The sequence below is a fragment of the Nonomuraea sp. N2-4H genome (assembly GCF_045291505.1).
Classification (GTDB): domain Bacteria; phylum Actinomycetota; class Actinomycetes; order Streptosporangiales; family Streptosporangiaceae; genus Nonomuraea; species Nonomuraea fastidiosa.
Genome location: NZ_CP147987.1, coordinates 8,698,403 through 8,716,556, shown reverse-complemented (window position 1 = coordinate 8,716,556; position 18,154 = coordinate 8,698,403). Strand labels below are relative to the sequence as shown.

General features: G+C 70.0%; 19 protein-coding genes and 1 pseudogene. 6 read left to right on the top strand and 14 right to left on the bottom strand.

Features of this window, described 5'->3' with window-relative positions; all coding sequences use genetic code 11:
* Positions 1 to 40: 40 nt before the first annotated feature.
* Positions 41 to 664 (bottom strand): lytic transglycosylase domain-containing protein, encoded by a 624-nt coding sequence (locus tag WBK31_RS40375; RefSeq protein WP_378785231.1) that lies wholly within the window; start codon positions 662 to 664, stop codon positions 41 to 43.
* Between the two features lie 353 nt (positions 665 to 1,017).
* On the opposite strand from WBK31_RS40375, the gene WBK31_RS40370 reads away from it, so the two are divergent.
* From WBK31_RS40370 to WBK31_RS40360, 3 genes are read left to right on the top strand one after another with little or no spacing between them, the layout of a single operon-like run.
* On the top strand, positions 1,018 to 1,692 hold the full coding sequence (locus tag WBK31_RS40370; protein ID WP_364068817.1) for a response regulator transcription factor: 675 nt from the start codon (positions 1,018 to 1,020) through the stop codon (positions 1,690 to 1,692).
* Positions 1,689 to 3,128: a HAMP domain-containing sensor histidine kinase gene (locus WBK31_RS40365; protein ID WP_364068815.1), complete on the top strand. Its 1,440-nt coding sequence runs from the start codon at positions 1,689 to 1,691 to the stop codon at positions 3,126 to 3,128. The genes WBK31_RS40370 and WBK31_RS40365 overlap by 4 nt, the downstream gene beginning before the upstream one ends.
* Positions 3,125 to 3,634 carry a hypothetical protein gene (locus tag WBK31_RS40360; RefSeq protein WP_364068813.1) on the top strand — a complete coding sequence of 170 codons (510 nt, stop codon included), beginning with the start codon at positions 3,125 to 3,127 and terminating at the stop codon, positions 3,632 to 3,634. Before WBK31_RS40365 ends, WBK31_RS40360 begins: the two co-directional genes overlap by 4 nt.
* Here the strand turns inward: WBK31_RS40360 and WBK31_RS40355 are convergent.
* The 12 genes and pseudogenes from WBK31_RS40355 to WBK31_RS40300 all read right to left on the bottom strand — a co-directional run bounded on the left by WBK31_RS40355 (position 3,635) and on the right by WBK31_RS40300 (position 15,321).
* A pseudogene (locus WBK31_RS40355) lies at positions 3,635 to 4,865 on the bottom strand (PhoH family protein).
* A 296-nt stretch (positions 4,866 to 5,161) separates the two neighbouring features.
* Positions 5,162 to 5,923 (bottom strand): isoprenyl transferase, encoded by a 762-nt coding sequence (locus tag WBK31_RS40350; RefSeq protein WP_364068809.1) that lies wholly within the window; start codon positions 5,921 to 5,923, stop codon positions 5,162 to 5,164.
* A gap of 48 nt (positions 5,924 to 5,971) precedes the next feature.
* Positions 5,972 to 6,517: a hypothetical protein gene (locus tag WBK31_RS40345; protein ID WP_364068807.1), complete on the bottom strand. Its 546-nt coding sequence runs from the start codon at positions 6,515 to 6,517 to the stop codon at positions 5,972 to 5,974.
* A 168-nt stretch (positions 6,518 to 6,685) separates the two neighbouring features.
* On the bottom strand, positions 6,686 to 7,114 hold the full coding sequence (locus WBK31_RS40340) for a hypothetical protein (RefSeq protein ID WP_406674107.1): 429 nt from the start codon (positions 7,112 to 7,114) through the stop codon (positions 6,686 to 6,688).
* Between the two features lie 158 nt (positions 7,115 to 7,272).
* Positions 7,273 to 8,112 (bottom strand): DUF692 family multinuclear iron-containing protein, encoded by an 840-nt coding sequence (locus tag WBK31_RS40335; protein WP_406674106.1) that lies wholly within the window; start codon positions 8,110 to 8,112, stop codon positions 7,273 to 7,275.
* A gap of 89 nt (positions 8,113 to 8,201) precedes the next feature.
* Positions 8,202 to 8,363, bottom strand: coding sequence for a hypothetical protein (locus tag WBK31_RS40330; RefSeq protein ID WP_364068801.1), 162 nt, complete (start codon positions 8,361 to 8,363; stop codon positions 8,202 to 8,204).
* A 760-nt stretch (positions 8,364 to 9,123) separates the two neighbouring features.
* Positions 9,124 to 9,819 carry a TIGR04222 domain-containing membrane protein gene (locus tag WBK31_RS40325; protein ID WP_406674105.1) on the bottom strand — a complete coding sequence of 232 codons (696 nt, stop codon included), beginning with the start codon at positions 9,817 to 9,819 and terminating at the stop codon, positions 9,124 to 9,126.
* A 473-nt stretch (positions 9,820 to 10,292) separates the two neighbouring features.
* Positions 10,293 to 12,122, bottom strand: coding sequence for a phosphoenolpyruvate carboxykinase (GTP) (locus WBK31_RS40320; RefSeq protein ID WP_406675566.1), 1,830 nt, complete (start codon positions 12,120 to 12,122; stop codon positions 10,293 to 10,295).
* A gap of 214 nt (positions 12,123 to 12,336) precedes the next feature.
* On the bottom strand, positions 12,337 to 12,858 hold the full coding sequence (locus WBK31_RS40315) for a hypothetical protein (RefSeq protein WP_364068797.1): 522 nt from the start codon (positions 12,856 to 12,858) through the stop codon (positions 12,337 to 12,339).
* A 151-nt stretch (positions 12,859 to 13,009) separates the two neighbouring features.
* Complete coding sequence (locus WBK31_RS40310) at positions 13,010 to 14,170, bottom strand: C40 family peptidase (RefSeq protein WP_364068795.1); 1,161 nt, start codon at positions 14,168 to 14,170, stop codon at positions 13,010 to 13,012.
* A gap of 122 nt (positions 14,171 to 14,292) precedes the next feature.
* Positions 14,293 to 14,793, bottom strand: coding sequence for a transcription elongation factor GreA (greA, locus tag WBK31_RS40305; RefSeq protein ID WP_364068793.1), 501 nt, complete (start codon positions 14,791 to 14,793; stop codon positions 14,293 to 14,295).
* Positions 14,794 to 14,901: 108 nt separating this feature from the next.
* A complete protein-coding gene (locus WBK31_RS40300; protein ID WP_364068791.1) occupies positions 14,902 to 15,321 on the bottom strand; it encodes a DUF4307 domain-containing protein in 420 nt (139 codons plus the stop codon).
* 135 nt (positions 15,322 to 15,456) lie between these two features.
* Here WBK31_RS40300 and mca point away from each other — a divergent pair, with 135 nt between their 5' ends.
* The 3 genes from mca to WBK31_RS40285 are packed head-to-tail and all read left to right on the top strand — an operon-like array spanning position 15,457 to position 16,915.
* Positions 15,457 to 16,344, top strand: a complete 888-nt coding sequence (gene mca, locus WBK31_RS40295; protein ID WP_364068789.1) for a mycothiol conjugate amidase Mca — start codon at positions 15,457 to 15,459, stop codon at positions 16,342 to 16,344.
* 34 nt (positions 16,345 to 16,378) lie between these two features.
* Positions 16,379 to 16,633: a hypothetical protein gene (locus WBK31_RS40290; RefSeq protein WP_364068787.1), complete on the top strand. Its 255-nt coding sequence runs from the start codon at positions 16,379 to 16,381 to the stop codon at positions 16,631 to 16,633.
* The gene (locus WBK31_RS40285; RefSeq protein ID WP_406674104.1) at positions 16,634 to 16,915 is read left to right on the top strand and encodes a GNAT family N-acetyltransferase; all 282 of its coding nucleotides are present in this window, start codon (positions 16,634 to 16,636) and stop codon (positions 16,913 to 16,915) included.
* 6 nt (positions 16,916 to 16,921) lie between these two features.
* On the opposite strand, the gene WBK31_RS40280 is transcribed toward WBK31_RS40285, so the two are convergent.
* Complete coding sequence (locus WBK31_RS40280) at positions 16,922 to 18,070, bottom strand: hypothetical protein (RefSeq protein ID WP_406674103.1); 1,149 nt, start codon at positions 18,068 to 18,070, stop codon at positions 16,922 to 16,924.
* Positions 18,071 to 18,154 lie beyond the last annotated feature (84 nt).

The following is an 18,154-nucleotide window of genomic DNA, read 5'->3' as shown; positions in this document are numbered from 1 at the left end:
GGCGCGACGGCTTGCCGATTGGAGAAGGAAAGTTGACCCGTTAATACCAACCCCGGGACTGAGAGTGGGCCCACGCGGCGCAGGGCGTGCCGTAGCGGCCCTTGATGTAGCCGAGGCCCCACTTGATCTGGGTGGCGGCGTTGAACTGCCAGTCGCTGCCCGCGCTGGCCATCTTGCTGCCCGGCAGGGACTGCGGGATGCCGTACGCGCCGGAGTAGCGGTTCATCGCCCGCTCGTTCCAGCCGCTCTCCTTCTGCCAGAGGCGCTCCAGGCAGCCCCACTGATCCTGGCCGAACCCGAACGAGGCCAGCATGCTCTTCGCGGTGGCCTTGTTGCTGCCCGGCGAGGGGGTGCTGCCGGGCGGGAAGTTCTGGGCGGGGTAGCCGTCACCGCCGGGGGCGCGCTTGGGGATGATCCAGTCGAGGTCCTTGCCCGCCGCGCCGGAGCGCTTCTTCTTGAGCTGGTCGGCCCGGTACGCCTGCTCCGCCTCGGCCTTGAGCAGGTCCGCCTTGGGGTCGGGGGCGTAGAGGTCGCCACTGGCCAGACGGCCGAGGTCCTCCACGGTGAAGGACTGCTTGGGTTCGTTGGCGTTCTGCACGGCGCGGTAGGCGACGAAGCCGCCACCGCCGGCGACGACGGCCACCGAGAGCACAGCGATGATCACCCGCTTGGGGGTGAGGCGCGAAGACCGGCGCCTCGGCGGAAGGTCTTCCTTCGGGGGGCGCTCTTTCAGCTTCGGACCGGGGCTCACGATGGATGAGCTTGCCCTGACCTAGGGGGTGCTCCGCAACCGAAACACGGGAATTGCTTGCCGTAAATTTCACCAACCACCAGGTTGACTCCCGATTTCCGAAATATTGTGACCTTGGTCACAGAGTCGTCACCCGTTGGACAGATGGCCGTCACGGACGGAAACACGTGCTCAACCAGAGTGCGGTTCTTATTGATCTTGTCTAGGACATGTCACAGTTCGGTGACACAACCCGTGCAATCAGGACATGGAATAATAATGTGCGCGTGGCTGGCATCCTCCTTGTAGAAGACGATCCCTCGGTGCGCACGGCTCTCGAGCTGGCGCTGACCCGGCAGGGACACTCCGTCACGTCGTACGCGACGGGCGAGGAGGCCCTCGACCACATCAGAGCCCGCCGTCCTGAGATCGCGATACTCGACGTCATGCTGCCCGGCATCGACGGCGTCGAGGTGTGCCGCCGCGTCCGCAAGCTCGACCAGCTCCCCGTCATCCTGCTCACCGCGCGCGGCGACGACCTGGACATCGTGGTGGGCCTGGAAGCCGGCGCCGACGACTACGTGGTCAAACCGGTCGAGCCGCGCGTCCTCGACGCCCGCATCCGCGCCGTGCTGCGCAGGGCCGAGTCGGCCGCCTCCGACCGCATCACGTTCGGCGAGCTCGTGATCGACAGGGGCGCGCTGAAGGTGACGCTGTCCGGCAAGGAGATCCACCTGACGCCGACCGAGCTGCGGCTGCTGCTGGAGCTCGTCCGCCACCCCGGGCAGGTGCTCAACCGCCGCTACCTGCTGCGCGCCGTCTGGGACCACACCCACATCGCCGACTCGCGCCTGGTGGACGCCTGCGTGCAGCGCATCAGGGCGAAGATCGAGCCCAAGCCCGGCGAGCCCGTCTTCATCCACACGGTGCGCGGCTTCGGCTACCGCTTCAACCCGCCGTGATCTCCCTCCTCCGCCGGCTCCCCCGTCTTCTCAGGCCCACCGGGCTGCGCGGCCGTCTGGTCATCACCTTCACCCTCGTCGCCGTCGGCGCGGCCCTGCTGGTCGCGACCATCGGGTACGAGCTGGCCAAGACCGCGCTCGTCACCAGGGCCGAGACCACCGCGCTCGACCTGGTGACCAGGGAGCTGAGCGGCATCACCTTCCCCGTCGGCGAGCTCAGGCCGGGCGAGGCCCCGCCGACCCAGCGCGACCTCGAACGCGTGGCGCACGCGCTCGGCGGCCCAGGGCGCAGCGTGTTCGTCGAGTACCGCAACATGCTCGCCGCCGAGGGCCCGCTGTCGATGAGCGACGTGCCCAACGAGCTGTACGGCCGGGCCAAGCAGAGCGTCGTCACCCAGCGCAAGTACATCCACGACGAGCTCTACCTCATCGTCGGGGCCGAGGTCTACCGGGAGAACGCCGGGGTGCCCGAGGCCACGGGGCTGCGCGCGTTCGCGTTCTTCCCCATGCACGACGACGAGGCGCAGCTCGCCACCCTGCGCAACACGCTGGCCAGGACGAGCCTGGTCATCGTGGTCATCGCGCTGGTCGTGGCGCTGCTGTCGGCCCGCCAGGTGCTGCTGCCGGTACGCCGCCTCAGCGCCGCCGCCAAGGCTCTCGGCGAGGGCAGGCTGGACACCCGCCTGCCCGTACACGGCCACGACGAGCTGGCCGGGCTGACCGCGCAGTTCAACGACGCCGCGGCCGCGCTGGAGCTGAGCGTGGCCGAGCTGCGCTCGCTTGAGGCCATGTCGCGAAGGTTCGTGGCCGACGTCTCTCACGAGCTGCGCACGCCGCTGACCGCGATGACGGCCGTGGCCGACGTGCTCTCGGAGGAGGCCGAGCACCTGCCCGAGGCGCCCGCCGAGGCCGTCAGGCTGGTGCTCAGGGAGGTCGAACGGCTGCGCGAGCTGGTCGAGCACCTCATCGAGGTCAGCCGCTTCGACGCCGGTACCGCCACGCTCAACCTGGAGCCGGTCAACGTGGCCGACAGCATCGCCGACTGCCTGGAGGTGCGCGGCTGGACCGACCAGGTGACGGTCAAGGCGTCACAGGGCTTGACCGCCAACCTCGACCCCAGCAGGTTCGACGTCATCGTGGCCAACTTGGTCGGCAACGCGCTCAAGCACGGCCTGCCCCCGGTGATCGTCACCGCCAGGGCCACGGAGAACGGCCTGGAGGTGAAGGTGCGCGACCACGGCAAGGGCATCCCGCCTGAGGCGCTGCCGCACGTCTTCGACCGCTTCTTCAAGGCGGGCGCCGGCCGCGCCCGCAGCCAGGGCAGCGGGCTCGGCCTGTCCATCGCCCGCTCGAACGTGCTGCTGCACGGCGGCACGATCTCCGTACGCCCCCAGAACCCCGGCACTCTCTTCACCGTCTGGCTACCGCACTCATGAAGATTCTCCGTGCCCTCACCATCGTGACCCTGCTGGCCGGGACGGCGGCCTGCGGCATCTCCCCCACCGACGTCCAGGACCGCGGCAACGCCCCCACCGCGAAGATCCCGCCGCCCTCCAAGACCATCTACCTCATCAGGGACGGCAAGCTCACGCTGGAGCCGGCCGACGTCGAGGACGACACCGTGGACAGCCTGCTCGGCGCGCTCTTCGACGCCTCGAGGAAGCCGCTGCTCGACGGGCGGGACACCGCGCTGCGCGGGTTCACGTACCTGCGGACCAAGAACTCCATCAACCCGCCGCAGCGGGACGAGATCCAGCTCCCGCGCACCTCGACGCTGACCGTCTACATCAGCGGCGAGGGCACGCTCACCAGGATCGGCATCGCGCAGATCGTGTGCACCGCGCAGCAGGACGCGGCGTTCGAGCAGGTGAAGATCGTGCGCCAGAACCCACACCGCCCCCCGAAGCTCGAGGGGCGGTTCACGTGCGGCGCGCTCAAATGATCACATGGTGATGTCTTCGAGCATCTCCGTGACCAGCGCGGCGATCGGCGAGCGCTCGGACCTGGTCAGCGTGACGTGGGCGAAGAGCGGGTGGCCCTTCAGCTTCTCCACCACCGCGACCACGCCGTCGTGCCAGGCCGACCCGCAGGTTGTCGCGCTGGGCCACGTCGTGGGTGAGCACCACCCGCGAGTTGGCGCCGATACGGCTCAGCACCGTGAGCAGCACCCCGCGCTCAAGCGACTGCGCCTCGTCCACGATCACGAACGCGTCGTGCAGCGACCGGCCCCGGATGTGCGTGAGCGGAAGCACCTCCAGCATGCCCCGATCCAGCACCTCCTCGATCACCTCGGGCGAGGTGATCGCGCCGAGCGTGTCGTAGACCGCCTGCGCCCACGGGCCCATCTTCTCGCCCTCGGTGCCGGGCAGATAACCGAGCTCCTGCCCGCCGACCGCGTAGATCGGGCGGAAGACGACGACCTTGCGGTGCTGGCGGCGCTCTAGGACCGCCTCGAGACCCGCGCACAGCGCCAGCGCCGACTTGCCGGTACCGGCCCTGCCGCCCAGCGACACGATGCCGATCTCCGGGTCCATCAGCAGTTCGAGCGCGATGCGCTGCTCGGCGGAGCGGCCGTGCAATCCGAAGACCTCGCGGTCGCCGCGCACCAGCCGTACGGACTTGTCCGGCTGCACCCGGCCGAGCGCCGAGCCCTTGGCCGACAGCAGCCGCAGGCCGGTGTGCGTGGGCAGGTCTCTGGCCTCCTCCAGGTCCGCGGTGCCCGCTTCGAAGAGCGTCTCGACGTCCTCGGCGGTCACCTGGATCTCGGCCATGCCCGTCCAGCCCGATTCGTGCACCAATTCGGCGCGGTACTCCTCGGCCGCCAGGCCGATCGAGGCGGCCTTGACCCGCATCGGCAGGTCCTTGGAGACGAGGACGACGTCGCAACCCTCGCTGGCCAGCGAGCGGGCCACGGTGAGGATGCGCGTGTCGTTGTCGCCCAAACGGAATCCCGCGGGCAAGATGGATGGGTCGCTGTGGTTGAGCTCAACCCTGATCGTGCCGTCCCCCGTGGGCATCGGCTCGTCCAGCCTGCCGTACTGGACACGCAGATCGTCGAGGTAGCGAAGAGCCTTCCTCGCGAAGTAGCCGAGCTCCGGATGGTGCCGCTTACCTTCCAGCTCCGTGATGACCACGATCGGAAGGACGACGTCGTGCTCGGCGAACCTGGTCATGGCCGCCGGGTCGGCCAGCAGGACCGACGTGTCCAGCACGTACGTGCGCTTGGCCGGCTGGTGGTTAGGGTTGATCGAGGACACTGCCACACGTTCTCCCCCGGGCGCCCATTGGTGCGGGCACCCTGCAGACGAGGTGGGAATCGGACCGGACCCGCGTCCCCGACCGCTCTTCGCCGCCGGCGCCGGAGTCCGGCCCCCTCGGCAAGTGATGGTGCAAAGGCGGGCCCTCTCCGAAATGTCCGACCTGTGACCGGACATTTCCAACGTTACGTCCTGGATACCCGATTGTCGCGTCAGGAACCGTAACGTCGGTGTCTCGCAGCGTAGTCGCGCAGCGCCCGCAGGAAATCGACCTTGCGGAAGTCCGGCCAGTAGGCCTCGTGGAAGTAGAACTCAGAATGAGCGCTCTGCCAGAGCATGAAGCCGGACAGGCGCTGCTCGCCCGAGGTCCGGATGAGGAGGTCCGGGTCGGGCTGGCCGCGAGTGTAGAGATGCTCCGCGATGTGCTCCACATCGAGCACCTCGACGAGGTCCTCGATGCTCGCTCCCTTGCTCGCATGCTCTTGGAGCAGTGAGCGCACCGCATCGGCAATCTCACGCCTTCCTCCATACCCAACTGCAACGTTCACAATCAGGCCTGGACGGTGTGATGACGCTTCTTTTGCATTCTTCAGGACATTCGCCGTGCGGTCAGGGAGCAGATCGAGCGCGCCGACCGGGATGATCCGCCAGCCCTCGGCCACCAGCTCCTGCGTCACGTCCTCGATGATGCGCAGCAGCGGCTCCAGCTCCTCCTTGGGCCGGTTGAGGTTGTCGTTGGAGAGCATCCAGACCGTGACCACCTCGACGCCGGTGTCACGGCACCAGGTGAGCAGCTCGGAGATCTTGTCGGCGCCCTTGCGGTGGCCGGAGGAGACGTCCTGGAAGCCCATGGCACGAGCCCACCGGCGGTTGCCGTCGATGATGACCCCGACGTGCCGAGGGATGCTGTCCTTCGACAGCTTGGCCTCCAGCCGGCGTTCGTACAGCCGGTAGACCAGATCGCGCAGGCCCACGGAGCGCCCTCCCCAGCGTTCGGTCTTTCATGCCCTAACAGGCAATTATCACCGCGAAACGCCCGTGCCTGCTCCGTCTCTCCGATTCCTCACCATATCTCTACCTGCCATGCACCCTTCCGCCTCATTCAGCAGCTCGCGCACGAACGCCGACAGCTCAGACGAGGTCAGCACCGCGCGCGTGCCGACGCCCGAGGCGGCCCACGCCTCGACGTACGCCCGGCGGGTCAGCCGCCACTCCCCTCGCCCCGACTGCCAGACCGGGATCGTCCTGAGCTGGCAGCGCAGCTCGCCGCCCGGCAGGCCGCACCTGGTGCGGTAGCGGAAGGAGAACAGCTCGCCGTCGGGCTCGTCGCCCGGGAAACGGTCGTCGGGGTCTTCCCAGCGCCGCGCCGCGCCCCTGCCCGCGCGGGCCTCCTCGACGCCCCGTGCCAGCCGGGCCAGGAACCAGCCGCAGCGCTCGCCCACGCTGCCGTAGGGGGTGCCGTCTCGGTGCAGCTCAAGGGTGACCTCGTACGGCGTGCCGACGCTGTCGGTGCACGCGACAGGAGTGACGGTCAGGTACGAGCCGTCGACACAACGTAGTCCTCCCATCCCCTCACAGTTTCCGGCGGAATGCCCGCTAAACCCTGCCCTGCCTGCGCCGATGGACGGCCTCTGGGGCGTGCGCCGGCTTCCGGGCGGACGCCCGCGAGGCCGGGGTGCCCGTGTGCCGGGCGGACGCCCGCGAGGCCGGGTGCCCGTGTGCCGGGCGGAGGTCTGTCAGAGCGCGCGTCCGCGCAGGCCGGGCAGGCGGGACCACCAGGGCCTTCTCCGCTCGTCCTCGGGGAACGTCCTGCCGCGCTCCCTGAGCCAGGCGGCGAAGTCGTCGGCGTCGGTGCGGTAGCTGGGCGGGGGCTCGGTCCTGGCACGCGCGTACGCGGCGAACTCGGCCGCGAGGTCGGGGCCCGCCGCCTCGGCCGCGTCCGGACGGAGCTTGGCGACGATGGCGCGCCGCTTGGCCAGCAGGCTGTGGGCCTGGACCCGCATCCGTTCCGGGTCGAACCCGGCCGGCGGCTCGCCTCCGGCCACGAGCGCCGCCACCACGCGCCCTTGCCGCTCCGCCAGCGCCGCCCGCGCCGCGTCCGCCGAGTGCGCCGAGTGCGCCTGATCCGCGCCCTGACCCGCGCCCTGGGCTGCGCTCTGCCCCACGCCCTGACCCGCGCCCTGGGCTGCGTCTCCCGCAGGCGCTTGCCCCGCGCCCGGCGCCGCGCCGCCCGCACGGGCCTGTCCCCCGCCCAACGCCGCGTTCTGCGGAGGCTCCGGGGTCGCGGGCTTCGTGGCGGGCTGGGACAGGGGTGGGCGCGGGGTCATCGGCGGGCTCCGGCCGCGGCCATCGCCGTCCTGATCCTGGCCAGCTCATCGGCCAGCACGGCGTCGCTGGGGTAGTCGTCGTCCCACTCCAGCAGCACCCCGGGCGGGGTGGTCCGCACGCACAGCTCGGTCAGCAGGTCGAGCACGGCCTGAGGGGCCTCCGTGGTGTGGGTGTCGTGCCAGATCCCGTGGGCCTCGTAGCCGCCGCCGACGTGCACGTACGTCAGGTGCTCCAGCGGCAGCACGTCCAGCGCCGCCACGGCGGGCAGGCCCAGGTTGACCTCGTTGTTGTAGAGATTGGCCACGTCGATGAGCAGCCCCACCCCCGTGGCCTCCACCAGCTCGGCCAGGAACTGCGCCTCGGTCAGCTCGTCTTCGGGCCAGCCGAAGATCGCGGCGACGTTCTCCAGGGCGAGCGGCACGGGCAGGGCGTCCTGGGCGCGGCGCACGTTCTCGATGACGACCCGCAGCGAGTCGCGGGTGCGCGGCACCGGCAGCAGGTGCCCGGCCTCGATGCCGCCGCCGCGTACGAACGCCAGATGCTCGCTGACCAGCGGCGACCCCAGCGCCTCCGCGCAGGCGGCCAGGTGGGCGAGCCGGGCGGGGTCGGGCGGTGCGGCGTCGCCGATCCCGAGCGAGACGCCGTGCGGGATCACCGGCAGGCCCCTCTCCCGCAGCTTCAGTAAGGACTCCGGCAGGTCGGCCGGCCAGACGTTCTCGGCGACCACTTCGACGAAGTCGACGCCTTCCATGCGCTCGATCGTCAGATCCAGCTCCGACCGCCAGCCGATGCCCACACCCAGCCGGTCCATCGCGACCTCCTCGCCCCCGCTCATCTGGTCTTCTCCCCTTTCGTCGTTACGCGCCGGGCCCCGCGCCTCCCGCGGGGGCCCGGCGTGCCTCACGGGCTGTCGTGCCGCGGTCATCAGCCTCCGCCGCCGCCCCAGCCGAAGGTGCTACGGGTGTGCGTGTGGCGGTAGTCGTAGCCGCCGTAGGTGTAGCCGGTGCAGCCGCTGATGAGGAGCCTGCCGGCGGCGCGGTGCCGCCGTCGTTCCTTGCGCCGGGACCGCTGGAGCTCCCGGCTCACGACGCTGCCGGGCAGCGCGGATGCCCTTGAGCGCGACCGCCAGGAGCTCTTCGTCGGAGCCCGTCTCCGCTCGCCGTGCCGCCGCCAGGGCCGCCCGGCCCGACGGAGTGACCGGGGCCCGCATGTACCGCCGGTGACCGCGGAGCGCGACCCACGCGGCCACGGCGGTGCCCCCGAAGACGAGCAGGGCGATCAGGCCGTACGTGCTGGGCGCGCCGAACAGCCGCAGCAGCCAGGCGCGCGATCGCGGTCTCGGCGGCGCGTTCAGGGCCGCCCGCCAGGTACGCCAGCTCGTAGACGTCCAGCTCCCGATGGCCGGACTGGGCGGCGGAACCCCCGCGTGCGATCCGCCGCCGGCTGGCGGCCGCCGCGGCGGCGACGATCCCTGTCGCCACCGCGGTCAACAGCAAGAACAGGTTCATGAACGACCTCCCTCGTGCGGCCGATCAGCGTCATGTCCGACGACACGACTCCTGCGTCGCGCACCGCGTTCAGCAGCCTCCGCCGCCGCAACCGCCACCACCACAGCCGCCGCCACCGCTCGACGAGCCGCCGCCGCAGCTCGACGTACCGATGCCGCAGGTTCCTGTCCCGGGCATGGTCGTTTGGCTGTAGGGCACGGCGCCGTAGCCGTAGCTCGCGCCCCCGTACCGGCTACGGGTGAGCCTGCCGGCCCGCCGGGACGAGGGCTGCTTGACGCTGCGCTGCCGAGGCGGTGTCCGCCGGAGCTCCACGCGCAGCCGGGTGTCGCGCACCGCGGTCACGCCCTGGAGCGCGACGGACACGGGCTCGTCGCGGGCGTCGTCCCCCGCCGTGCCGCCGCCAGGGCCGCCCGGCCCGACGGAGTGACCGGGGCCCGCATGTACCGCCGGTGACCGCGGAGCGCGACCCACGCGGCCACGGCGGTGCCCCCGAAGACGAGCAGGGCGAACAGCGCGTACGTGCTGGGCGCGCCGAACAGCCGCACCAGCGTGACGACGACGCCCGCGAGCGCCGCCACGCCCGCCCAGAGCAGCAGGCGGCTCCACCCGCGCAGCAGCGCCTTGGATCCGTCCGTCAGGAGCAGCCCCTCCCCCGACAGGCTCTTTCCGAGTTCCTGGACGGCCACGCTGCGCGCCACCTCCTGCTTCAGCGCGGCCACCGTCAGCCCGGACCGGCGTGCGACGACTCCGGCGACGGCCTCCTCGACGGGGTCGCCGTCCATCCGGCCGGCCTTGACCTTGTGCACGCGCCCGCTGCTGGCAAGGCGCGCCGCGCCGATGCTCACCAGGCGCGCGATCACGGTCTCCGCGGCCCGCTCGGGGCCGCCCGCCAGGTACGCCAGTTCGTAGCAGGTCAGGTTCCGGTAGGAGGATTCGGCGCGGGCCCCCGAGTGCGCGATCCTCCACCGGGCGGCCGCAGCGGCTGCGACGACGATCGCGACGGCCACCGCGGCGAGCAGCAGGAACAGGTTCATGAACGACCTCCCTCGTGCGGTCGATCAGCGTCATGTCCTGACATGACTCCTGCTTCGCACGGTAAGAGACTCGTCCGGCCTAACGGGGGTTTTGCTCCTTTAGCTCGCCGCCTTCACACTTCCGTCGTCACCGTCGAGCCGCTTCTGAGACGCGGAGGAAGCCGTGTGGCCGGAGGGAAAGCCGCGCGGTCCGGCGCCGGGGGCGCGCCGCGTCGTGGCACGCGACGCGAAGCCGGCCCGCCACCCACGGGAGGGCTCGGAGCGCGCCGCGTCGTGGCTCCGGCCCGCCATCATCTCCGGACACACGAACGGCGCCGACCGTTGCAAGAGCGGCCCGGACACGCGAACAGCGCCGACCGTTGCAAGAGCGGCCCGGACACGCGAACGGCGCCGGCCGTTGCGAGGGCGGCCGGCGCCGTTCGTGGTCCCGGCAGGGTGCGCCTCAGCGGCGGGGCCCCTGCCGGGGACCGGAATCAGCCGAGGCGATCGAGCAGGGCGTGGTACTCGTCCCACAGCTCCTTGGGCAGGTGATCGCCGAACTTCTCGAAGTGGGCCGGGATCAGCGCAGCCTCTTCGCGCCAGACGTCCTTGTCGACGGTCAGCAGCGTGCGCAGGTCCTCTTCGGACAGGTCCAGGCCCTCGGTGTCGAGGTCGGCGGGCAGCAGCCCGATCGGCGTGGGCGAGGCCTTGGCCTCGCCGTTGAGGCGCTCCACGATCCACTTGAGCACCCGGCTGTTCTCACCGAAGCCCGGCCATATGAACCTGCCTTCGGCGTTCTTGCGGAACCAGTTGACGTAGTAGATGCGCGGCAGCTTGGCTCCGGGTCGGCGGCCGATCTCCAGCCAGTGGCCGAAGTAGTCGCCCATGTTGTAGCCGCAGAACGGCAGCATCGCGAACGGGTCGTACCGCAGTTCGCCGACCTTGCCCTCGGCGGCGGCGGTCTTCTCGGAGGCGACGTTGGCTCCGAGGAAGACGCCGTGCTTCCAGCTCAGCGACTCCGTCACCAGGGGCACGGCGGTGGCGCGCCGGCCTCCGAAGAGGATCGCCGAGATGGGCACGCCCTTGGGGTCCTGCCATTCCGGTGCGATGGTGGGGCACTGGGAGGCAGGGGTGGTGAAGCGGGCGTTCGGGTGGGCGGCGGGCTCGTCGCTGTCGGGCGTCCAGTCGCGGCCCCGCCAGTCGATCAGGTGCGCGGGCGGCTTCTCGGTGAGCCCATCCCACCAGACGTCGCCGTCGTCGGTGAGCGCGACGTTGGTGAAGATGCTGTTGCCCCAGAGCGTCTTGATCGCGTTGGCGTTGGTGACCTCGCCGGTGCCGGGAGCGACGCCGAAGAAGCCGGCCTCCGGGTTGATCGCGTAGAGGCGGCCGTCCTCGCCGAAGCGCATCCAGGCGATGTCGTCGCCGATCGTCTCGACCTTCCAGCCTGGGATGGTCGGCTGCAGCATGGCGAGGTTGGTCTTGCCGCAGGCGCTCGGGAAGGCGGCGGCGATGTAGCGGACCTCGCCCGACGGCGGGGTGAGCTTGAGAATGAGCATGTGCTCGGCGAGCCAGCCCTCGTCGCGGGCCATGACGCTGGCGATGCGCAGGGCGTAGCACTTCTTGCCGAGCAGCGCGTTGCCGCCGTAGCCGGAGCCGTAGGACCAGATCTCGCGGGTCTCGGGGAAGTGGCTGATGTACTTGGTCGAGTTGCACGGCCAGGGCACGTCCTTCTGGCCGGGCTCGAGCGGAGCGCCCACGGAGTGCACGGCCTTGACGAAGTCGCCGCGCTCCTCGATGAGCCGCAGCGCCCTGTCGCCCATGCGGGTCATGATGCGCATGGAGACGGCGACGTACGCGGAGTCGGTGATCTCGACGCCGAGCTGGGAGATCTCGCCGCCGAGCGGACCCATGCAGAACGGGACGACGTACATGGTCCTGCCGCGCATGCAGCCCTTGAACAGCTCGCCGAACGTGCGGCGCATCTCGTCGGGGGCGATCCAGTTGTTGGTCGGCCCCGCGTCCTCCTCGCGCTCGGAGCAGATGAACGTGCGGTCCTCGACCCTGGCCACGTCGCTGGGGTCGGACTTGGCGTAGAAGCTGTTGGGCCGGGCGGCGAGACGCGTGAACGTCCCCTGCTCGACGAGAAGGTTGGTGAGCCGCGTCCACTCTTCCTCGGACCCGTCGCACCAATGGACGCGGTCGGGCCGGGTAAGTGCGGCTATCTCGTTCACCCACGCCGCCAATTTCTTATTGGTGGTGGGCGCGGTTACTTCTACGGAAACGGACACGACGCTGACTCCTCCACTCTCCCAGGGCCACGTCATCATTAACGACGAAGCGGCTTTCACGCCAATTGGCATAGACCTGTGGTCCAGGACGTCGCCGCAGGCAGCGGCCCTGACGATTGGGGGAGCCTACCCAAACGGAGGAGATTTAAAAGAGCGATTTTCCGGGCAGTGGTCCAAACCAATCAGGCTGGTCTAAACCAATTTCCGGAGTGGTTTAGTCCATTCGCCGGCCCGTTTCCGCTGGAGGGTCTCAGGAATTGATGTCGGGGCCCGCGGCGCGAACGCGGTCGACGTGCTGAAGCGCCTCTCTCAGATCGGCGAGCCACGTGTCGGTGTGTCGCCCGACGAGCCGTACGCACCAGGCGAGCGCGTCGCTGCGGCTTCTTGCCACGCCGGCGGCCACGAGCGTGTCGAGCACCTGGCGCTCGGCCTGGCGCAGACGGGTCATGACGGGCACGGAGAGTGTGGTGAACATCACAGTCTCGCCGCCGCACACCACGCCCCAGGACACCTTCTGGCGGAACTTGTGCTCCGCCTCCCTGGCGATCTCGATGCGCCGCTCCCTGGTCTCCTCCCTGAAGCGGCGGACGAGGCCGTCGATGAGCGCGGCCCGCTCGGCCTCGGGCACGTCCTGCGGCGGGTCGGGGAGCGTGCCGATGACCGCGATCTCCTCGCGGTCGATGATGATCTCGGGGACGCCGGTGAACCAGTCGCCGGGCAGCCGTCCGGCGAACCACCCGCGCACCTGCGCCGTGACGTCATCTGTTGCCATGTAATCAACATTACATGCTTGCGTCGTGCTCGGGCAGGAGGAACGGAGGTCTTTCCCGGGCGGGTTTCAGTCGGCGGACCCGCGGCCACCGCGACGGGGCCGGGTCGCTCTCATGCGTGACCCGCGGCCCCCGCAACGGGACCGGGTTTCGTCAGCGGACCTTCGCGGCGGCGATGGGGCTGACCCGGACGACGCCGGCCAGGTTCCGGGTGTTCACCGGGACGATCTTCACGACGTCTCCGGTACGCGGCGCATGCAGCATTTTCCCGTTACCCCAATAAATCGCCACATGGGAAATGTAGTCGGGATTTGTCGGGTCGTTCCGCCAGAACAGCAGGTCCCCCGGCTGCGCCTGCTCCAACGGCACCTGCGGCCCCGTCACCCACTGCTGGTGGGTCACGCGGGGCATGCGCACCCCGGCCTGCGCGTAGGCCCACTGCACGAGCCCCGAGCAGTCGAAGGAGTCAGGGCCCTCGGCGCCCCACACGTACGGACGCCCCAGCTTCGACGCCGCCGCCCTGAGCGCCGTCGTGAGCTGCTCGCCCGTCATGAACGACCCTGCGGGCCAGTTCTGGGTCACCTGCTGCTTCGGCTGCGGCAGCACCGGGTTGACCAGCGCGATCTGGGTGCCCTTGGGCAACCGCGCGAGGATGCGCTTGCGCAGCACGTCGGAGTCGGCCTTCGGGGCGCTGACGATGAGCGCGTTGTCGCGGGGCAGGCCCAGGCGGCGGCCCACGTCCTTGGAGACGACGGCGTCCACGGCGCCGAAGCCGGTGGTGGCGTACGCGCCGACCCGCAACTGCAGCGACGAACCGGCCCAGACGCGCCTGTGCAGCGCGAGACCGCCGTCGTTGCCCAGCACGAACGACACGGCCACATCGCCGGCCGCGATGTTCTGCCACAGCGCGTCGGATGCGGCGGTCACCTTGGGCGTGTAGGAGCGGAACGTGGACGGGTTGACCGCCAGCGTCTGCACCCGCTTGCCGTCCAGCATGATCGAGGCCGCGTCGGCCAGCTCAAGGGCCCGCACACCTGGCACCTTGGCGACCCGCTCCAGCATCTCCTGGGTGAACGGCTTGCGGGTGAGCACGAACAGGTTGGGTTTGTGCAGCTTGCGCAGCGGCGCGACCGGCTGCACGGCCGCCGCCGTCTGCGTCGGCGTCGCCTGAGCACGCTGGGGCCGCTTTTGGGCCAGCAGCGACTGCTTCGGCATGGCGCGCGGCGCCTCGGGCTCCATGAGGCCCTCGGGCCGCGCGAGTAACAGCACGTCGGCGGTCAGCACCGCGACCAGCGCCACCACGATGAACGGCACCAGCCTCGTCGTGTTACGCCTCCTGCGGCTCCGCACCAGGAAGCTGAGATCCTGGCGGATTCCCGACCCATGCGAAAACACCGCCGGGCCAGCGGGGACCCGGCGGTCGTCGTGCGGTGGTGTCAGTTGCCGATGTACGGCACAGCCTCGAGGATCTCGACGGTGTTCTGCCGTCCGTTGGGCAGGGAGTAGGTGGCCTTCTCCCCGATCTTCTTGCCGTTGATCGCCGCCCCGAGGGGGGACTTGGGCGAGTAGACATCGATCGGCGCTCCGCTCTCCTCGCGGGAGGCGAGCAGGAAGGTCACCTCTTCGTCGTCGCCGACGAACCGGATGGTCACGGTCATGCCGGGGCCGACGACGCCTTCGGTCTTGGGGGCCTCTCCCACCCGAGCGTTGTCGAGGAGTTGCCTGAGGTGGAAGATCCGGGCCTCCATCTTGCCCTGCTCGTCCTTGGCGGCGTGGTAGCCGCCGTTCTCACGCAGGTCGCCCTCTTCCCGAGCGGCCTCGATCTTCTTGGCGATGTCGACGCGCCCGGGACCAGAGAGATATTCGTACTCCGCCTTCAGGCGGTCGTACGCCTCCTGCGTCAGCCATGTGACGTTCTCATCGCGAGAGTCGGCCACGGGTTCTCCTTGCTTGCCTAGGGGGCCCTGAGATCACTTGAGGTTACGTACGGTTGAATTGCGAAAGGCTAACAAGTCAACCGCCCGAACGCTTCCCCAAATGTCTCACTATACGAGATTGCAGTACTGGATGTGGACGGAAGTCGCCTGACCGCTCGTGTCGAGGCTTTCCTTGAGCTGCTTACTACCCTCACCAGCCGGGATTCTTACTTCCTTGCTGCCCACTTCCGCATGATCGACGTCCAGCGCCCTGATCCGGCAGACGGCCACCCTATCGTCGGGCTTGTAGACCTCAAAGGTGATCTCCGCGCGCGTCGGGCTGATGATCTCGAACGCGACCACCTGCGACGGCGCCTCCGACCCGCCCGACGTCATCGACCACATCACGTAGCCCCACCCGCCCGCGATGATGGCCACCAGCACGCCGATCACCACGTGGACGACGAGCCGGCCGCCCTTCCTGGGCCGATCTGGGAAGTCGTCGGGCGTGCCGAGGACTGGACCGTCCCCGGCATCTCTGGTGACCATGGCGGAATCTCCCTGCACTCCCTCGGCGTTATCCGAGACAATTGTCGCCCGCGAGGGGTGTGCCCTCGCGACCGCCCAGCAGAAACTAACCTCTCTGGGCGAGTGACCGGTCCGTGACTGAGGAGCTTCGAGCCCGTGAGTGCACCGTTGAGGCTGATGGCCGTACACGCCCACCCCGATGACGAGTCGAGCAAGGGCGCCGCCACGATGGCGCGCTATGCGCGCGAGGGTGTGGAAGTTCTGGTCTGTACGTGCACGGGCGGTGAGCGCGGATCCGTGCTCAACAAGAAGATGGACCGGCCCGAGATCGTGGCCAACATCGCCGAGGTGCGCAAGGCGGAGATGGCCAAGGCGCGTGAGATCCTCGGCGTGCAGCAGCGTTTCCTGGGCTTCGTCGACTCCGGGCTGCCGGAGAGCGAGGACGAGGCGCTGCCGGAGGGCTGCTTCGCCGTGCAGAAGCTGGAGGACGCGGCGGCGCCGCTGGTGGCCGCGGTCAGGGAGTTCCGCCCGCACGTGATCATCACGTACGACGACGACGGCGGCTACCCGCACCCCGACCACATCATGACCAACCGGGTCTCGGTGGAGGCGTTCGAGGCGGCCGGCGACCCCGACCGCTACCCGGGCACCGGCGAGCCGTGGCAGCCGCTCAAGCTCTACTACCACATGGGCTTCACCAAGGAGCGCTTCGAGGCGCTGCACGAGGCCATGATGGAGCGCGGCCTCGGCTCCCCGTACGCCGACTGGATCGCCCGCTGGGAGGACCGCCCGGCCAAGTGGCCGGTCACCACCCGCGTGCCGTGCGGCGACTACTTCGAGATCCGCGACCAGGCCCTGCTGGCGCACGCCACCCAGGTCGACCCCGATGACGGCTTCTGGTTCGTCTGCCCGCGCGAGCTGCAGCAGGAGATCTGGCCGACCGAGGACTACCACCTGGCGCGCTCGCTGGTCGAGACCTCGCTGCCCGAGGACGACCTGTTCGCCGGCATCCACGCCGACGAGGTCGAACCGGCCTGCCACTGACCGGACCACCGCATCCCGGTGGCAGACTGGAGTCGTGACCGTTCTAGCAGCAGGTGAAGTCAGCCCGGGTCTGCTCGGGTTCGTCGTCGTGGCTCTGCTCGGCTTCGCGCTCTATTGGCTGATCAAGTCGATGAACAAGCAGATGTCGAAGATCGAGGTGCCGCGCGAGGACGAGCAGGCCGCAGGCGGGGCCGAGACCTCGAAGGCGGAGACCGCGGGGGCCAAGGCGGGCGCCAAGGGCGACGCCAAGGCCGGGCCGAAGAAGGCCGACGGCAAGGCCGGGTCGTAGATGACCCACGAGATCGTCGACAACACCGCGGAGAGCCGCTTCGAGATCCACGTGGACGGGGAGGTCGCCGGCTTCGTCGTCTATCGCCTGCTGCCCACCAAGATCATTTTCCTGCACACCGAGATCAAGCCCGCCTACGAGGGCAAGGGGCTGGCCTCCGCGCTGGTCGCTCACGCCCTGCGGGCCGGCGCCGACGCGGGGCTGAAGGTCAAGCCGGAGTGCCCGTACGTCGCCCGCTACATCGAGCGCCACCCCGAGTTTCAGGAGCTCGTCGACGGCTAGGCCGGGTCAGCGGTCGCCCCAGGCGAGCCTGAGCGCCCTGGGCAGGCCCCACCAGCCCAGCGGGGTCAGGGCGTTGTCGGCGTCCACGATGCCGAGCAGCGCCCACATGCTCACCACCGACGTGAACAGCTCCTCGACGGTGCGCAGCTCGTCCTCGTCCAGCACGTCGCCCTCGGCCTTCTCCGCCTCGGCGATCAACTGCGCGATCCGCTCGGGCGATGCCGACGCGCCCGGCCCCATCCTGACCAGCTCGCCCACCCCGGTCAGCCAGTCGCCGTGCTGGAGCGCGCAGATGTTGGCCAGCGCGATGTCCTCCTCGCTCAGCTCACCGTCGAGGTCGATGAACTCCTCCAGCGTGTCCTCGTCCTCCGGCAGGTCGCCGAGCGGCCGCACCAGGCCCGCCGCGACCATCAGCCAGAGCAGCCCGTCGTCGTCGGGCATCGGCCGGTCGTCCAGCCCGGAGCAGGCCCGCAGCACGTTCGCCGGGTAGCCGGGCATGACCAGCAGCGCGCGCAGCCTGGCCGCCGCCTCCGCCAGCTCCCCCACCGGCGCCTCCGGCTGCACGGGCAGCTTGGCGAGTACGCCGTGCAGCTCCGTCAGCGCGATCTCGTCCTCGACCCGCGAGTCCTGCAGCAGCTCCTGGTCCTTCTCGTCGATGACCACGTCACTCGGCACCCGGCCGTCGGGCTGCGGCGTGCGCAGCCAGCGTTCTTGAAGGTCCTCGTACGCCGTGCGCGCCTCGGCGTCGCCGGCCGCCAGCGCGTCGGGGTCGATCTCCCCCGCCGCGACCTTGTCCTCCAGGTAGGCGACCAGCTTCGCGTGCATCTCGGTCGCCACCGGCCCGCGCTCGTCCTCCTCGGGCCAGATGAAGTACGAGGGCGTCAGGACGATCGGCTCGGTGCCGGTGGACTCGACCCAGCGCTGCACGTCCCCCGCCGTCGCCAGACCCGCCTCGACGGCGCTGAGCGTTCTTCTGGCGGACTCCCAGAAGGGAGGGGACAGGGGGTTGCCCGCCGCTTCCATGGCGCGCCGCAGATCGGGCAGAGCCACGAGGGCCACGCCGGAGGGCACGGCGAGCAGGGCGCGCGCCACGTCCCGGCGGGTGACGGCCGTCACGGGGCGGCCGGCATGCGTGCAGACGTACTCGATATCCACCCCTCGTAACCTACGCCGCCCGCCCACCGCCCGTCAGACCACCGCCCCGGCCACCCGCCGCCGAGCCCACGGAACCGGCCGCAC